Genomic DNA, 16,690 nt, shown 5'->3' with positions numbered 1-16,690 from the left:
TAGGCCTAAACCCTTTTGTGTTTATTTTAACTTTATTTAAATTCCAATGTCCAAAAACCCAGTTACAAAAAATCTTTCGGAAAGAATAAACTTCGCGTCTATCAAGAACGCTTTCGATTATCCTGATTTTTTGGATATTCAATTGCAGTCTTTCCACGATTTTTTCCAGCTAGACACTAAACCTGATGATCGACATGATGAAGGGCTTTATAAGACGTTTAGTGAAAACTTCCCCATTACTGATGCCAGAAACCAGTTTGTGCTGGAGTTTCTGGACTATTTCATAGACCCACCTCGCTATAGCGAAGAGGAGTGTATCGAAAGAGGACTTACATTCAGTGTACCACTTAAGGCTAGATTGAAGTTATATTGTACAGACCCTGAACACGAGGATTTTGAAACCATTGTTCAGGATGTGTACCTAGGTACCATTCCTTATATGTCACCACGCGGTACTTTTATCGTAAATGGGGCAGAAAGAGTAGTAGTGTCTCAGCTACACCGTTCTCCTGGTGTATTCTTTGGCCAAAGCTACCACGCTAATGGTACTAAATTGTATTCAGCACGTATTATCCCATTTAAGGGTAGCTGGATAGAATTTGCAACAGACATCAACAGTGTGATGTATGCTTATATCGATCGTAAGAAGAAGTTACCACTTACTACACTTCTTCGTGCTATTGGATATGAGCGCGATAAAGACATTTTGGAAATCTTTGATCTTGCAGAAGAAGTAAAGGTTTCTAAATCCGGCCTTAAAAAGGTGTTGGGCAGAAAACTAGCTGCTCGTGTATTGAAAACCTGGGTTGAGGATTTCGTGGATGAAGATACTGGTGAAGTAGTATCTATTGAGCGTAATGAAGTAGTGTTAGATCGTGACACTGTTTTAGAAAAAGAACACATTGATGAGATTGTAGATGCTGACGTGCAAACTATTCTTCTTCACAAAGAGGATATCGAAGCATCAGAATTCTCAATCATTCATAATACATTACAAAAAGATCCAACTAACTCTGAGAAAGAAGCGGTGGAGCACATCTACCGACAGTTGAGAAACGCTGAGCCGCCAGATGAGGAAACTGCTCGTGGTATCATCGACAAGCTGTTCTTCTCTGAGCAACGTTACAATCTTGGTGAGGTAGGTCGTTACCGCCTAAACAAGAAATTGGGTCTTGATATTGCAGCTGATACTCAGGTATTAACAAAGGATGATATCCTAAACATTGTAAAATACCTTATTGAGCTTATCAACTCAAAAGCTGAAGTGGATGATATTGACCACTTGAGCAACAGACGTGTGCGTACTGTAGGTGAGCAAATGGCTAACCAATTTGGTGTAGGTCTTGCTCGTATGGCTCGTACCATTCGTGAGCGTATGAACGTACGTGACAACGAAGTATTTACCCCGATTGATTTGATCAACGCGAAGACACTTTCTTCTGTGATCAACTCATTCTTTGGTACAAACCAGCTTTCTCAGTTTATGGATCAAACCAATCCATTGGCCGAGATTACGCATAAGCGTAGACTTTCAGCCCTAGGGCCTGGTGGTCTATCTCGTGAAAGAGCAGGTTTTGAAGTACGTGACGTTCACTATACCCACTACGGTCGTCTTTGCCCTATTGAAACTCCTGAAGGACCAAACATTGGTTTGATTTCTTCTATGTGTGTTTACTCTAAGGTAAACCGTATGGGATTCCTTGAAACTCCTTATCGTAAAGTGGTAGAAGGTAAAGTAGATTTTGCTACTCCACCAGTATACCTAAGCGCAGAAGAGGAAGAAGAAAAGGTAATTGCACAAGCAAATGCTCCGGTAAAAGAAGATGGATACTTTGAAAACGACCGTGTAAAAGCACGTGATGAAGCAGATTATCCTCTTATTGAGCCAGATAAGCTTGATTATATGGACGTTTCTCCTAATCAGATTGCATCTATTTCTGCATCTCTTATTCCGTTTTTGGAGCATGATGATGCGAACCGTGCATTGATGGGATCAAACATGATGCGTCAGGCCGTACCATTGTTGCGCCCTGAAGCTCCAGTTGTAGGAACAGGTCTTGAAGGCCGCGTAGCTAGTGATAGCCGTGTGCTTATCAACGCTGAAGGTAGTGGAGTAGTAGAATATGTAGATGCTGAAAAGATCACCATTAAGTATGACCGTACTGATGATGAGCGCTTGGTAAGCTTCGAAGATGATTCCAAAACTTATAACCTTGTTAAGTTCCGCAAGACTAACCAAGGTACATGTATCAACATTAACCCAATCGTTGTAAAAGGCGAAACCGTTAAGAAAGGTCAAGTACTTTGCGAAGGTTATGCAACCGAAGGTGGTGAATTGGCACTTGGTAGAAATATGCAAGTGGCATTTATGCCTTGGAAAGGGTACAACTTTGAGGATGCAATTGTAATCTCAGAAAGAGTTGTTCGTGAAGATATCTTCACCTCTATCCATATTGATGAATATTCATTGGACGTAAGAGATACTAAGCTTGGTGCTGAAGAACTTACTGCTGATATTCCAAACGTGAGTGAAGAGGCAACTCGTGAGCTTGACGAAAATGGAATTATTCGCGTAGGAGCAGAGGTAAAAGCTGGTGATATCCTTATCGGAAAGATTACTCCAAAAGGAGAATCTGATCCTACTCCAGAAGAAAAATTACTTCGCGCCATATTTGGTGATAAAGCTGGTGATGTAAAAGATGCATCCCTTAAGGCTTCTCCATCATTGCAAGGTGTGGTAATTAATAAAAAGCTATTCTCAAGATCAGTAAAAGACAAGAAGACTCGTCTTGCTGACAAAGAAGTTCTTGAAAAACTTGAGGAAGAATTTAACATGCAGGTGGAAACTATCCGCCAGAAATTCCTTGAAAAGCTAAATATACTTGTTGCCGGTAAAACCAGCCAAGGTGTAAAAAATGATCTTCATGAAGACGTGATTCCAAAAGGAACCAAGTTTACTCAAAAGATCCTTAACAGTATAGATGACTATACTCGCATCACTGGTGGAACCTGGACAACAGATGCTGAGAAGAATGACCTTATCGCTACTCTTATCCATAACTACAAGATCAAGGTGATGGATGTATTGGGAGTATACAAGCGTGAGAAATTTACCATCAGCATTGGTGACGAATTGCCATCAGGTATTGTGAAAATGGCCAAAGTATACATCGCTAAAAAGCGTAAGCTTAAAGTGGGTGATAAAATGGCTGGACGTCACGGTAACAAAGGTATCGTTGCTAAGATCGTTCGTGATGAGGACATGCCATTCCTTGAGGATGGAACTCCTGTGGATATCGTATTGAACCCACTGGGTGTACCTTCTCGTATGAACATCGGACAGATTTATGAAACCGTACTAGGATGGGCTGGTAAGAAGCTTGGTAGAAAATATGGTACTCCAATTTTTGATGGAGCATCACTTGATGATATCAATGCAATTACCGATGAAGCAGGAATTCCACAGTTTGGTCACACCTTCCTTTATGATGGTGGTACCGGTGAGAAATTCCACCAAGCGGCATCAGTAGGTGTGATTTACATGCTTAAGCTGGGTCACATGGTAGATGATAAAATGCACGCTCGTTCTATTGGACCTTACTCGCTTATTACGCAACAGCCACTTGGAGGTAAAGCTCAATTTGGAGGTCAGCGTTTTGGAGAGATGGAAGTTTGGGCTCTTGAAGCATTTGGTGCTTCAAACATCCTTCGCGAAATTTTGACTGTAAAGTCGGATGACGTAGTGGGTAGAGCTAAAACCTATGAAACCATAGTGAAGGGAGAACCAATGCCTGAACCAGGTATCCCTGAATCTTTCAACGTGTTACTACACGAATTGAACGGTCTTGGTTTGAAGATCACTTTGGATTAATCATCATTTTTAAGAACTTAAGTTTCCGAATTCATGGCTTTAAGGAAAAACGATAATAACAGTTACAACAGCAACTTCAAGAGCATAACAATTAGCCTTGCATCTCCTGAGTTTCTTTTAGAGAGATCTCACGGAGAAGTGCTGAAACCAGAGACGATTAACTACCGTACTCACAAACCAGAGCGTGATGGTCTGTTTTGTGAGCGCATCTTCGGTCCTGTAAAGGATTACGAATGTGCTTGCGGTAAGTACAAGCGTATCCGATATAAGGGTATTGTGTGCGACCGTTGTGGTGTTGAAGTAACTGAAAAGAAAGTACGTAGAGAGCGTGTAGGTCACATCAACTTGGTGGTGCCTGTAGCGCATATCTGGTACTTCAAATCTTTGCCAAACAAAATTGGGTACTTGCTAGGTCTTCCTACCAAGAAACTCGATATGATTATTTATTACGAGCGCTATGTGGTAATTCAGGCGGGTAATGCTACCAAGCCTGATGGTTCACCACTAGGCTACATGGAGTACCTTACTGAAGAAGAATATCTAGAGGCATTGGAGCGCTTACCAAGCGAAAACAATTACCTTGATGATAGCGATCCTAACAAATTCATCGCTAAGATGGGTGCTGAAGCACTTATCGATTTGTTAGCGCGTCTTGACTTGGATCAACTGTCTTATGACCTTCGTCACAAGGCTAGCACCGAAACTTCTCAGCAACGTAAGCAAGAGGCTCTTAAGCGTCTTCAGGTTGTGGAAGCTTTGCGTGATGCAAACACTCGTATTGAAAATCGTCCGGAGTGGATGATCGTTAAGGTGGTACCAGTTATTCCACCAGAACTTCGTCCATTGGTGCCACTTGATGGTGGTCGTTTTGCAACTTCGGATTTGAATGACTTGTACCGTAGAGTAATCATCCGTAACAACCGTTTGAAGAGACTTGTGGAGATTAAAGCTCCAGAAGTAATCCTTCGTAACGAGAAGCGTATGCTTCAAGAAGCGGTAGATTCTCTATTTGACAATACACGTAAATCAAGCGCAGTAAAGACTGATAGCAACCGTGCACTAAAATCTCTTTCTGATTCATTGAAAGGTAAGCAAGGTCGTTTCCGTCAAAACTTACTTGGTAAAAGGGTTGACTACTCTGCACGTTCGGTGATCGTTGTAGGTCCTGAAATGAAATTACATGAGTGTGGTCTTCCAAAAAATATGGCAGCAGAGCTTTACAAGCCTTTCATCGTGCGTAAGCTTATCGAAAGAGGTATTGTAAAAACTGTAAAATCAGCCAAGAAGATTATTGACAAGCGCGAGCCTGTAGTATGGGATATCCTTGAAAATGTAATGAAAGGACACCCTGTATTGCTAAACCGTGCACCAACTCTTCACCGTTTGGGTATTCAGGCTTTCCAGCCAAAACTGATTGAAGGAAAAGCGATCCAGCTTCACCCGCTTGTATGTACTGCATTTAACGCGGATTTTGATGGTGACCAAATGGCGGTTCACTTGCCACTAGGATCAGCAGCGGTTTTGGAGGCTCAAATGTTGATGCTTGCATCTCATAACATTTTGAACCCTGCAAACGGATCTCCTATTACTGTACCTTCTCAGGATATGGTTTTGGGTCTGTATTACATGACCAAAAGCCGTAAGAGTACTCCAGAGCATCCAATCAAAGGAGAGGGGCTTACCTTCTACTCTGATGAAGAAGTTCAGATTGCACACAACGAAGGTCGCATTAACCTAAATGCACCAATCAAAGTGCGTGCTCGCGTACTTGGAGAAGATGGAAACCTTACCATGAAAGTTATTGAAACTTCTGCTGGTAGAGTTTTGTTTAATCAAGTAGTGCCTAAGAATGTACCGTTTATCAACGAAGTACTTACTAAGAAAGCACTTCGTGAGATTATTGCTGATATTCTTAAGCAAACTGATATCCCTACCACAGCTAATTTCCTTGATGATATTAAGTCACTTGGATATGGGTTCGCATTCCGTGGAGGATTGTCGTTCTCGCTTGGAGATATCATTATTCCAGAAGAAAAAGATAGCCTAGTAAAAGGTGCTGAAGAGCAAATCGAAAGCATTCTAGCTAGCTATAACATGGGTCTTATTACCAATAACGAACGTTATAATCAGGTAATTGACGTATGGACAAATACCAACGCCCGCCTTACTGAGCGTGCTATGCATCACCTTATTACCGACCGCCAAGGGTTCAACCCCATCTATATGATGCTTGACTCTGGTGCGAGGGGTTCTAAAGAGCAGATTCGTCAGCTTTCCGGAATGCGTGGTTTGATGGCCAAGCCTCAAAAATCAGGTTCTAGCGGTGGTGAGATTATCGAAAACCCGATTATCTCAAACTTTAAAGAAGGTCTTTCTATCCTTGAGTACTTTATTTCTACTCACGGTGCGCGTAAAGGACTTGCGGATACGGCACTTAAAACGGCTGATGCAGGATACCTAACTCGTAGATTGGTAGATGTGGCTCAGGACGTAATTATCAATGAGCCAGATTGCGGTACTCTTAGAGGATTGGAAGTAACTGCACTTAAGAAGAATGAAGAAGTAGTAGAACCATTGTTCGAAAGAATTTTGGGACGTACTTCACTTCATGATGTGATTGATCCTGTTTCAGGTGAAATATATGTGAAGTCTGGAGATGTTATTGAAGAACCAGCTGCACGCCAAATTGAAGAGTCTCCGGTAGAAATGGTGGAGGTTCGTTCAGCATTGACATGTGAAACCGATAGAGGTATTTGCGGTAAGTGCTACGGTCGTAACCTAAGTACTGGTAAGATGGTACAAAAAGGTGAAGCTGTAGGTGTAATTGCAGCCCAGTCAATTGGAGAACCAGGAACACAGCTTACCCTTCGTACATTCCACGTGGGTGGTACTGCGGGTAACGTTGCTGAAGAATCTTCTATCAAAGCTAAGTTTGATGGTCAGATCGACTTTGACGAACTACGTACCGTAACTGGTGAGGATGGTGATGGTAATGAAGTGGAAACTGTAATCGGTCGTACTGCAGAAATGCGTTTGGTAGACGAGAAAACAGGAATCACTTTGGCTACCAACAACGTACCTTATGGTTCATTCCTAAGAGTGAAAAACGGTGCTAAGCTTAAGAAAGGTGATGTAATCTGTGATTGGGATCCATATAACGCGGTTATCATTTCTGAAACTGCTGGTACTATTAAGTTCCAGGATATTGATCAGGGTGTAACTTACCGTGTAGAGATTGATGAGCAGACAGGTTTCATGGAGAAAGTAATCTCTGAAACCCGTAGCAAGAAAGTTATTCCTACCATCTCTATTGTAGATGCTAAAGGAAACGAACTGAAGCATTATACACTTCCTGTGGGAGCCCACATTATTGTGGAAGAAGGTGATAAGATTAAAGCAGGTAAAACACTTGTTAAGATTCCACGTAAATCTGCAAAAGCGGGTGATATTACTGGAGGTCTTCCACGTGTGACTGAGCTTTTTGAAGCACGTAACCCTTCTAACCCTGCTGTGGTTTCTGAGATTGATGGTGTAGTTTCTTATGGTAAAATCAAGCGTGGTAACCGCGAGATTATCGTAGAAAGCCGTACTGGTGAATTAAAGAAATACCTTATCAACCTAAGTAAGCAAATCCTTGTACAAGAGAACGATTACGTTCGTGCAGGTATGCCACTTTCTGATGGAGCTATTACTCCAGCTGATATTTTGGCTATTCAGGGACCAAACAGAGTTCAGGAATATCTTGTAAATGAAGTGCAGGAAGTTTACCGTCTACAGGGTGTGAAGATTAATGATAAGCACTTTGAGGTAATCGTTCGTCAGATGATGCGTAAGGTAGATATTCAGGATCCGGGTGATACCATGTTCCTGGAAGGAAACCTTGTTCACAAGAATGACTTCATCAAGCAGAATGACTGGATTTTTGATAAGAAAGTAGTGATGGAGCCGGGAGAGTCTGAAAACCTGAAAGCAGGTCAGATTATCACTGCTCGTAAACTAAGAGATGAGAATTCACTTCTACGCAGAGCTGATAAGCAATTGGTAGAGGCACGTGATGCACACCCTGCAACGGCACGTCCGATATTGCAAGGTATCACAAGAGCTTCGCTACAAACCAAGTCGTTTATCTCAGCTGCTTCCTTCCAGGAAACTACTAAAGTACTTAACGAGGCTGCCGTAAATGGTAAACGCGATACTTTGGAAGGCCTGAAAGAAAACGTAATTGTAGGACACAAAATACCTGCTGGTACCGGACTCAAAGAGTACGAAAATATCATAGTAGGTAGCCGTGAAGACTACGATCGTTTGAAAGCAAGCGAGGCTGTAGAAGATGTAGAAGAAGTAAAAAGCTAAGAGATGGCTGACGAAAATCAACAAATGCCTAAAGAAGGGCAAGTAAACGTGGAGTTGAGTGAAGAGATTGCGGAAGGAATTTATTCCAACTTAGCTATCATCAACCACTCATCAAGCGAGTTTGTGTTGGATTTTATCAAAATTATGCCAGGTGTACCCAAGGCTCGAGTAAAGTCGAGAATTGTACTTACCCCACAGCATGCCAAGCGTTTCCTAAGAGCGATGCAAGACAATGTAGCGCGCTTTGAAGCACAGCATGGTGAAATCAAGGATATAGAGCAACCACAAATTCCTCTAAACTTTGGCGGCCCTACTGGGCAGGCATAAACTTAGCTTAAGCTATAAATTACAAACCCCGATCTCGAAAGAGGTCGGGGTTTTTTTGTGAGTTGATAAGGAAGGTGGCCACTCTCAATTCAACTTTGCAAATGATTTCTCAAGTTATAAAGAGCAGTAAAGTAGACGTATAAATAATGCCGATAAACGAATGTTTTTCTTTTGATAGGTTCAAAATGTGAATGTTTGCCTCGTTTTATAAATCAACTAAAAACAAATACTATGAAGCAAACATTGATTGTTGCCGCAATTTCGGCTGTCGCATTGGTTGGCTGTTCAAAAGAGGAGCAGAAAATCCAAGGAAATACTGATGAGTCAGTTACTTCTTTTAGAGAAATGAACGTGCCTGAAGGATTTGATTTTGCCGGAAGTAAAACTGTAACCTTTACATCTACCGGCAATAGTGGCCTTACTGTGGGGGCTAAAGGTTTGCTAACTGTACAAACCTTGGATGGAATTACACTTCTAAAGCATAATCGAAATCTTGATCAGGATTTTGAGATGCGCATCAATATTCCAGTAGGTACTAAAGAGCTTGTTGTGGTAGATGGGCCTATAATGAAACACGTGAAGATCAATTCACCCTTTGTTAATCTAAACTCTATCTAATCATGAAAAAAATATTTAATTTATTGATAGCAGCGTGTTTGGTGAGTACTGCACAGGCTCAGTTTGCACATACATTTAACAGTAGCTCAAGTTTCCAACCGAGTTTAGACAATAGTGGTGTATTTAATGACCCGGGGTGCTTTCGAAACTATACGGGATATCCTCAGTTATTTTGGGACAATACTGCAGGAGGGGTTAAGGCCATGTCTCACAGCAACCCATTTATAATCTTTTTCCCAGTGATGAATATTCAAAGTGGTTACTCGGTTAAAATTACGTATTCGAGTCAGGTTCCTGTTGTTGTATATTTTAATTTTGGCACTAGCTCCAATACATTTGAGGGAGGGTGGCCCTCGACTAGTTTACCTGCTGCGGCTACTCCTACTGAAGCTACTATTAATGTTCCTTCGGGATATACGGGTTTGTTAAGACCATATATTTACAGTAGTCCGTCAACTAATTTAACCCTTCACGGTGTTGAGGTAACCAACGCCACCTATTCTCCTGGTCCTGGATGTACGGTGACAAATGGAGGCGGTACTGCTTGTACAGATACTGATGCAGACGGTGTATGTGATAATGTAGATGATTACCCGAATGATCCTAATAAAGCTTATAGTTCTATGGTTTTACCTACCACTTTTATGTACGAAGATCTTTTCCCTGCCTATGGCGATTTTGATTTTAATGACTTGGTAGTTTCAGCTAAAAGAGAAGCCATTACAGATGCGGATAATGACCTTCGTTACTTGGTAATAGAGGCCGAAGTAAAAGCTGCTGGTGGATCTATTGCACAAGGTTGGGGCTTAGAGTTAAATGGAATCAACCCATCTGATGTGGTAAGTGTAAATGGTAGTGATGTTTCAGGAAATGTAATGATGCTAGGAGCAAATGGCACCGAAAATGGCCAAACCCATGCAGTAATTCCGGTATTTGACAATGTAAATAAAGTGATAACCTGGGGAGGTGGATCTTTCTTTAATACAGTTGCCGGAGATCCTGTAGGTACAGGCGATATTATTACGGTTACCATTGAATTTGCAAAAAGTAGTAATTTGACAGTAGGGGATCTTGACTACAACTTCTTTAGCTTTAGAACTGGAGATAGAAGTCATGAAATTCATGAAATGGGAATGGCTCCTACAAACTTAGCCAATCAAGCTCTTTTTGGAACTATGGCAGATGCCAGCAACTTGAACAATGGTGAAACCTATGCTTCTATAGATGGACTTCCATGGGCAATATCTACTTCGGGAACTGACTATGCTGTAGAGAAAGCGGATATAGTAGAAGCTTTCCTTAAACTTGCAGGCTGGGCACAAAGTGGTGGTAACTCTTACCAGGACTGGCATACTAATACTACAGAAGGAACTTATAGAAATAGCGCTAAGATTTACTAGACAGTTATTTATTGCTCGAGCATATTTAAACTGCTTTGGCGTAATTAATATATCCCCAATCTCTAAAGAGGTTGGGGTTTTTTTGTGTCTTATTTGGTCGGTAAATTGTTCTTGTATGTACCTGAACTTACCTGTGTTGTTTTAAAATGTAGTCGAAAAAAACATATCGTTAAACGAAGATTTTTCCTACAATTATCTGAAAATTTCAATTTTTGCCTCGTTTTATAAATTCAACTAAAAACAAATACTATGAAGCAAGCATTGATTGTTGCCGCGATTTCAGCTATCGCATTGGTCAGCTGTTCAAAAGAGGAGCAGAAAATTCAAGGGAATTATGATGAGTCAGTTACTTCTTTTCAAGAGTTAAACGTACCCGAAGGTTTTGATTTTTCTGAATTGAAAACAGTAACTCTTAAAGTACCGGCTCATGAAGGATTGCCTTCTCAAGCCATGACATTAATTACTATTCAAAATAAAGACGAAGTAACACTTCTAAAATACAATGTTGATCTTTCCAAGGGTTTGGAAATGCCGTTTGATATAGTTGATGGAACCAAAGAATTGTTTTTGGTAAATGCTAGCGGTACAAGAAAAGCCTTATCAGTATCAGGAAACGTAGTAACTCTAAATTCTATTTAAGATGAAAGCTAAAATGATTTATATAGGCCTATTGGCTCTTGTATTTGGAGGAATCTCTAACGCTCAGTTTAGTCATGATTTTTCAAGTACTTCTAATCTAAACCCGTTTTCGACACCTTACTACACGAGCAATTCAGGTTGTTTTATGGTAGGTAATGGAAGCGTTTATGACGCAAATTTAGATGGTGTTCTTCCAGATCTATCTTACTTGCAGATGATGATGCCTGTAATGCAGTTGAACACAGGGTATGTGATAACAATAGAACTGACTGCTGCTAGCTCAAACTCGGTAGATGCTTATTTGGTTACCCCAGGAGGGTCTTTTAATCATATTCAGACAGTGCATTTTACTGGAAGTTCGCAGCGTCAAACTATTACAGTTCATAGCGGGGCAGCTAGTGGTTTTTACCGCCCACACATTGTTATTCGAAACTTAATTGGTGGTGGAACTTTGGTGTTACACTCTATTAATATAACTAACGCCACATACACAGCTCCTTCTACAGGTTGCAACGTTTCTACAGTTGCGCCATGTGCTGATACCGATTCTGATGGTGTTTGCGATGATGTAGATGATTATCCAAACGATCCTACTAAGGCCTACAGCTCTGTGGTGCCATCTACCACCTTTATGTACGAAGATCTTTTCCCTGCCTATGGCGATTTTGATTTTAACGACTTAGTAGTTTCAGCTAAAAGAGAAGCCATTACAGATGCAGATAATGACCTTCGCTATTTGGTGATAGAGGCACAGGTAAAAGCTGCTGGTGGATCAATTGCACAAGGTTGGGGCTTAGAGTTAAATGGAATCAACCCATCTGATGTGGTAAGTGTAAATGGTAGTGATGTTTCAGGAAATGTAATGATGCTAGGAGCAAATGGTACAGAAAATGGCCAAACCCATGCAGTAATTCCGGTATTTGACAATGTAAATAAAGTGATAACCTGGGGAGGTGGATCTTTCTTTAATACAGTTGCCGGAGATCCTGTAGGTACAGGCGATATTATTACGGTTACTATCGAATTTGCAAAAAACAGTAATCTAGCGTTGGCTGATCTTAACTACAACTTCTTTAGCTTTAGAACAACAGATAGAAGCCATGAAATTCATGAAATCGGTATGGCCCCAACAAGCCTTGCAGATGTATCACTTTTTGGAACTATGGCAGATGCCACCAACTTGAATAGTGGGGATACTTATGTGTCTGTAGATGGTTTTCCATGGGCAATATCTACTTCCGCAACTGATTATGCAGTAGAGAAAACAGATATAGTAGAAGCCTTTTTGAAATTCGCTAGCTGGGCACAAAGTGGTGGAAATTCATACCAAGACTGGCACACCAATACTACTGAAGGAACTTACAGAAATAGTGCAAAGATTTACTAGGTAACTATTTATTGCTCGAATATACTTAAACGGCTTGAGCTTAATTAATACAAACCCCGATCTCGAAAGAGGTCGGGGTTTTTTGGTTTACAATCAAAACTGACCTTTGTCATTTTTTGAGAGGTCAAAACGGACTAGTTTTGTTTCATGTCAGAATTGAAGCGAAAATTTAAAAGCCTAGCTGCCGATAAGCCCTTGATATGGAAAGCCATAAAAAAAGGTCAGGAGCTGAAGTACAATTATCAGTACCAAAGGTATTATGGCAAGTTCAAAACGGAGACCGCTTCAATTACCGAAATCAACCTTGAATTTTGTAGCAATTGCAATCTTAGGTGTAAGTTTTGTGCTTTAGATCACTTGAAGCCCAAAACTTATATGAGTTTGAAGGTACTCGATACATTGTTTGAAAACCTCTTGCACGAAAATCGTTTTGAAAGAGTTAAAACCATCAACCTATATAATGGTGGCGAAACTTTGATGCATCCCAATAAACTCAAGTTGTTTGAGCGCATTAAGTATTACCAAACTCTTTTTAAAGCAATGGACAGGCCTTTTCCTAAAATAGTATTGCTCACCAATGGGATGCTTTTGCGTTCCAAATTGGCGCGAGAAATACTGAGTTTGAAAGTGTTGGATGAAGTAGGCTTTAGTTTGGATGGAGGTTCACCAGAAGCATTTGAGGATGTGCGTGTAAACGCCAAATGGGAGAAATTTTCTAGAAACGTAAAGGATTTTATAAACCTTAAAAAAGACCTTCACCCAGAATGCAAAACATTTGGGATTAGTATTGTAATGGCTCCGCACCCTCTTAATGATACATGGATGCATCCTGAGTTTAGAGAAATTACTCAGATGTTGGATTCTGTGGAATACCGCAGGCTACACGATTGGGGCGGACAGGTGGATATTGGCGAAAAGCAAAAAGTAAATAAAAAGGGCTGCGACCTACTGATGAAGCAAATGGTAATTTTGCCAAATGGTGATGTGAGCGTGTGCTGCAACGATTTGAACAGTGAAGGCGTGGTTGGGAATATTTTGAAAGACACCCTTTATGATGTTTACAAAGGACAGCAGCGCTTGCGCTATGTTCATCTTTTACACGATGGTCGCAAGGATGAGTTGGATCTTTGTAAAAACTGTGTGAGTTTTTAAAATAACCCTGACGAGTTTTTAAACTGGTCAGGGTTTACTATTTCTAATTCTCACTTTTTATACTTCCACGAGAGTCTCCCCGAGCGGAGTCGAGGGGCAGTATCTGTGAGGGTCCTCGACTTTGCTCGGACTGACGAAGCTGGAAGTTTAAACCTGCTAAGATTAAAGCTATATTAATTTCAATTGCTGCGAACCTTCATTAAGTAAAGGAATCACTGTTACATTTCATTTAAGCTTCATGTTGATGGGGATTATAAAAGACATCGCTACCTTTTTTCCTCCTTTATAGGCTGGGGCGGTAAGAGGAATGGAAGCAATGAGTTTACTTATTTCCTCATGAGCCTCGTCCACTGCGGATTTTTGCTCAATATTGTCTTCTTCATACGAAAGCCCTTTGAGTACTTCCACGTCTTCAATGGAAGCATCTTTAGCAATTATAAATTGCACGTACACTTTTCCTTCAATACCTAGCTTGGAGGCTGTTTTAGGATATTCGAAGTTATTTCCAATGTACTTCATAATACCTTGTTGGAAACAGGCTTTTGCTTCATCATTGGATAAATTAGCATCACAGCCTTCAAAAAGTGGCACCTGTTCTACATCTGCAAAAGAAATGGGAGTCGTTTTTTCTTCATGTTGTGCACTTACTGACTTTTCTTCTTTCACTTTATCACAAGAATAAAGCGTCATAGCCGCCAGCATGGGCAGAAGAGCCAAATAAGCCCATTTAAAATGTCTGTTTGTTTTCGATTTGTAAATCATGGTAATACGTGTTTTAATTAAACTTGAATTAAAAAAAGGAGTGGCAGTTCCCGCGGCCAACGGGAAATTGAGTTCATTGCCAAATGCACTGCTCAGAAGGAGGTGTGCATACTCTTCACGTGATGTTTTTTCTACAGCTTCTTCATCAGCCAGGCACTCATGGGTTTGCCTTAGCTCTTTTGCCAGTAGGTGTATAAATGGGTTGAACCAGGCGAGGGCTGTAATAATTTGAAAGTAGAGATTGTCCAGCCCGTGCCATTGGCGAACATGCACCTGCTCGTGTTTTATAATAGTATCAATGTCTTTATGCCCTTTTAGCGAAAGCGGAATAATGATGCTCTTGAAAAAAGTGTAGGCGCTGGAAATATTGGATGAATAATAGATGTTGCCGGTTTTCTCAACCGCCTTTCTTTTTATTTGAAACGCTTTGGCGAGTCCTATTATAAGGAGCAGGGTCATGATTGAGAATCCTGCAAAATAGGAGAGAAGCAGCCAGTTGGTGGAATTTGTAGTTTCTTCTATTGGTGAGGCTGTAGTATTCAGGATAATTTCTTCCAACTGAAAAGTGGCGAGAGCGGGCGCAACGCTATTGGTAAACTGTGGCGCAACTAAAGGAATGACAAACGATATCAAGGGGATAGAAAGTAACAACCAACGGTTTCCTGCAAAAAAGCTAAAGCGCTTAAATACCAAGATATAAAGTAGATAAAGCATCCCTGAAAAGGCTACAAAGCGGATGATGAGGAGGGTATTCATGATTCCTTATTGTTTTCGATTATTTTAAGAATGTCATCAAGTTCTTTGGTGTTGAGCTGTTTCTTCTTTACAAAAAAGGAAACCATGTTGCTGAATGAGCCTTCAAAGTAGCCACTCATCAGATTGTCCATTTTGTATTTGCTGTATTCTTCTTTGGTGATCAGAGGATGGTAGCGGTGCGATTTTCCGTGTGAGGTGTGGTCCACCATTTCTTTTTGTACCAAAATTCTAACAATGGTAGAAACGGTATTGTAGGCAGGTTTCGGCTCAGATATTTCTGCAATGATGTCTTTCACAAAGCCACCATCCAGTTCCCACAGGATTTGCATTATCTCTTCTTCTGCTTTTGTTAGCTCCTTGATTTCCATGCTTTAAATATTTTGCTGGAGCTAATGTAACTAAAATTTTAGTTTAAACTAATTGTTTAGTTTGAAATTTTAATTTAGACATTTAGGAAAGTTTCCCCGAGCGGAGTCGAGAGGGGATAAAAGAAAGTGTCAAGATGGGGCCTCGACTCCGCTCGGACTGACTGGGTGTTGCTTGTCCTCCGCAGAGAGCCTGTGCTGACCCCGAAAGCTTTCGGGGAAGTAGAGGTCCCCGTAGGGCGGAGGTGGATAAAAGAAAAAACCCTGTCAGAGTTTGAAACTCTGACAGGGCTAAATATTTTAAAAGCTTCAATGAAGCTTAGTCTCGACTTCCCATCAATAGCATTACATAGTAAGCCAGCTGAGTGATAGAAGCCAAAGCAGCTACCAAATAAGTATTAGCGGCAGCATTAAGAGCGTCTTTTGCTTGTGCGTGCTCACTTGGGGTGGCGGTGCCAGTGGTTTCTAACCAAACCAGTGCACGATTACTCGCGTCATATTCCACCGGAAGGGTAACTACAGTAAATAATGTAATGGCTCCTTGTAGGAAAATCATCGTCCATAGAACTGTGTCCAATGGAAATAGGTGCACAAAGGCAGAACCTAAAATCATCAATAGGAAAACAATACCCATAGCCTTGGAGCTAAAGCTCACGATAGGTACCATGGCCGAACGGAATTGCAACCAGCTATAAGCGGTAGCATGTTGCACAGCGTGTCCACATTCGTGGGCAGCAACGGCAGCAGCGGCAATGTTTCGTTGTTCGTAAACTGCTTCACTAAGGTTTACAGTTTTGTTTGCAGGATTGTAATGGTCGGTAAGCTGGCCGGGAGTAGAAATCACGCGTACATCGTGAATATTATTATCAGCCAACATTTTTTCGGCAATCTCGCGGCCGCTTAGCCCGTTGGCCAAGCCAACTTCGCTATATTTTTTAAACTTACTCTTTAGGCGCATTTGTACTATAAAGCCAATCGCCATAAAAGCCAAGAGAATAATTATCATCGTTCAGATTGTTTTAAAATTTACTGGTGTAAAAATATCAAATTGCGTGCCCCT

The 16,690-nt window shown here is 41.0% G+C and carries 11 protein-coding genes; 8 read left to right on the top strand and 3 right to left on the bottom strand.

Annotated features, from left to right (window positions below):
- The first annotated feature begins 46 nt into the window (after positions 1-46).
- The 8 genes from rpoB (at position 47) to OWEHO_RS07210 (ending at position 13,747) form a co-directional block, all read left to right on the top strand.
- On the top strand, positions 47-3,871 hold the full coding sequence (gene rpoB, locus OWEHO_RS07245) for a DNA-directed RNA polymerase subunit beta (RefSeq protein ID WP_014201822.1): 3,825 nt from the start codon (positions 47-49) through the stop codon (positions 3,869-3,871).
- Between the two features lie 33 nt (positions 3,872-3,904).
- Positions 3,905-8,224, top strand: coding sequence for a DNA-directed RNA polymerase subunit beta' (rpoC, locus tag OWEHO_RS07240; protein WP_014201821.1), 4,320 nt, complete (start codon positions 3,905-3,907; stop codon positions 8,222-8,224).
- 3 nt (positions 8,225-8,227) lie between these two features.
- On the top strand, positions 8,228-8,551 hold the full coding sequence (locus OWEHO_RS07235; protein WP_014201820.1) for a DUF3467 domain-containing protein: 324 nt from the start codon (positions 8,228-8,230) through the stop codon (positions 8,549-8,551).
- 231 nt (positions 8,552-8,782) lie between these two features.
- Positions 8,783-9,169: a hypothetical protein gene (locus OWEHO_RS07230; RefSeq protein ID WP_014201819.1), complete on the top strand. Its 387-nt coding sequence runs from the start codon at positions 8,783-8,785 to the stop codon at positions 9,167-9,169.
- A 2-nt stretch (positions 9,170-9,171) separates the two neighbouring features.
- Positions 9,172-10,569: an LruC domain-containing protein gene (locus OWEHO_RS07225; RefSeq protein ID WP_014201818.1), complete on the top strand. Its 1,398-nt coding sequence runs from the start codon at positions 9,172-9,174 to the stop codon at positions 10,567-10,569.
- 249 nt (positions 10,570-10,818) lie between these two features.
- Positions 10,819-11,208, top strand: a complete 390-nt coding sequence (locus OWEHO_RS07220) for a hypothetical protein (protein WP_014201817.1) — start codon at positions 10,819-10,821, stop codon at positions 11,206-11,208.
- Between the two features lies 1 nt (position 11,209).
- Entirely contained in the window at positions 11,210-12,595 is a 1,386-nt protein-coding gene (locus OWEHO_RS07215; protein WP_014201816.1) for an LruC domain-containing protein, read from the top strand.
- A gap of 147 nt (positions 12,596-12,742) precedes the next feature.
- Entirely contained in the window at positions 12,743-13,747 is a 1,005-nt protein-coding gene (locus OWEHO_RS07210; RefSeq protein WP_014201815.1) for a radical SAM/SPASM domain-containing protein, read from the top strand.
- A gap of 225 nt (positions 13,748-13,972) precedes the next feature.
- On the opposite strand, the gene OWEHO_RS07205 is transcribed toward OWEHO_RS07210, so the two are convergent.
- From OWEHO_RS07205 to OWEHO_RS07195, 3 genes are all read right to left on the bottom strand, one after another.
- On the bottom strand, positions 13,973-15,265 hold the full coding sequence (locus OWEHO_RS07205) for a M56 family metallopeptidase (RefSeq protein ID WP_014201814.1): 1,293 nt from the start codon (positions 15,263-15,265) through the stop codon (positions 13,973-13,975).
- Complete coding sequence (locus OWEHO_RS07200; RefSeq protein ID WP_014201813.1) at positions 15,262-15,633, bottom strand: BlaI/MecI/CopY family transcriptional regulator; 372 nt, start codon at positions 15,631-15,633, stop codon at positions 15,262-15,264. The genes OWEHO_RS07205 and OWEHO_RS07200 overlap by 4 nt, the downstream gene beginning before the upstream one ends.
- A 316-nt stretch (positions 15,634-15,949) precedes the next feature.
- On the bottom strand, positions 15,950-16,636 hold the full coding sequence (locus OWEHO_RS07195; protein WP_014201812.1) for a zinc metallopeptidase: 687 nt from the start codon (positions 16,634-16,636) through the stop codon (positions 15,950-15,952).
- Positions 16,637-16,690: the final 54 nt, after the last annotated feature.

Source organism: Owenweeksia hongkongensis DSM 17368 (genome assembly GCF_000236705.1).
GTDB lineage: Bacteria > Bacteroidota > Bacteroidia > Flavobacteriales > Schleiferiaceae > Owenweeksia > Owenweeksia hongkongensis.
This window is presented reverse-complemented; position numbering and strand designations above follow the sequence as displayed.

Bases quoted from the DNA above. Each gene is read 5' to 3' on its own strand.
- OWEHO_RS07225 (WP_014201818.1), top strand. From the start codon at position 9,172: ATGAAAAAAATATTTAATTTATTGATAGCAGCGTGTTTGGTGAGTACT.
- OWEHO_RS07195 (WP_014201812.1), bottom strand. From the start codon at position 16,636: ATGATAATTATTCTCTTGGCTTTTATGGCGATTGGCTTTATAGTACAA.
- OWEHO_RS07210 (WP_014201815.1), top strand. From the start codon at position 12,743: ATGTCAGAATTGAAGCGAAAATTTAAAAGCCTAGCTGCCGATAAGCCC.
- rpoB (WP_014201822.1), top strand. From the start codon at position 47: ATGTCCAAAAACCCAGTTACAAAAAATCTTTCGGAAAGAATAAACTTC.
- OWEHO_RS07205 (WP_014201814.1), bottom strand. From the start codon at position 15,265: ATGAATACCCTCCTCATCATCCGCTTTGTAGCCTTTTCAGGGATGCTT.
- OWEHO_RS07220 (WP_014201817.1), top strand. From the start codon at position 10,819: ATGAAGCAAGCATTGATTGTTGCCGCGATTTCAGCTATCGCATTGGTC.
- OWEHO_RS07230 (WP_014201819.1), top strand. From the start codon at position 8,783: ATGAAGCAAACATTGATTGTTGCCGCAATTTCGGCTGTCGCATTGGTT.
- rpoC (WP_014201821.1), top strand. From the start codon at position 3,905: ATGGCTTTAAGGAAAAACGATAATAACAGTTACAACAGCAACTTCAAG.
- OWEHO_RS07215 (WP_014201816.1), top strand. From the start codon at position 11,210: ATGAAAGCTAAAATGATTTATATAGGCCTATTGGCTCTTGTATTTGGA.
- OWEHO_RS07200 (WP_014201813.1), bottom strand. From the start codon at position 15,633: ATGGAAATCAAGGAGCTAACAAAAGCAGAAGAAGAGATAATGCAAATC.
- OWEHO_RS07235 (WP_014201820.1), top strand. From the start codon at position 8,228: ATGGCTGACGAAAATCAACAAATGCCTAAAGAAGGGCAAGTAAACGTG.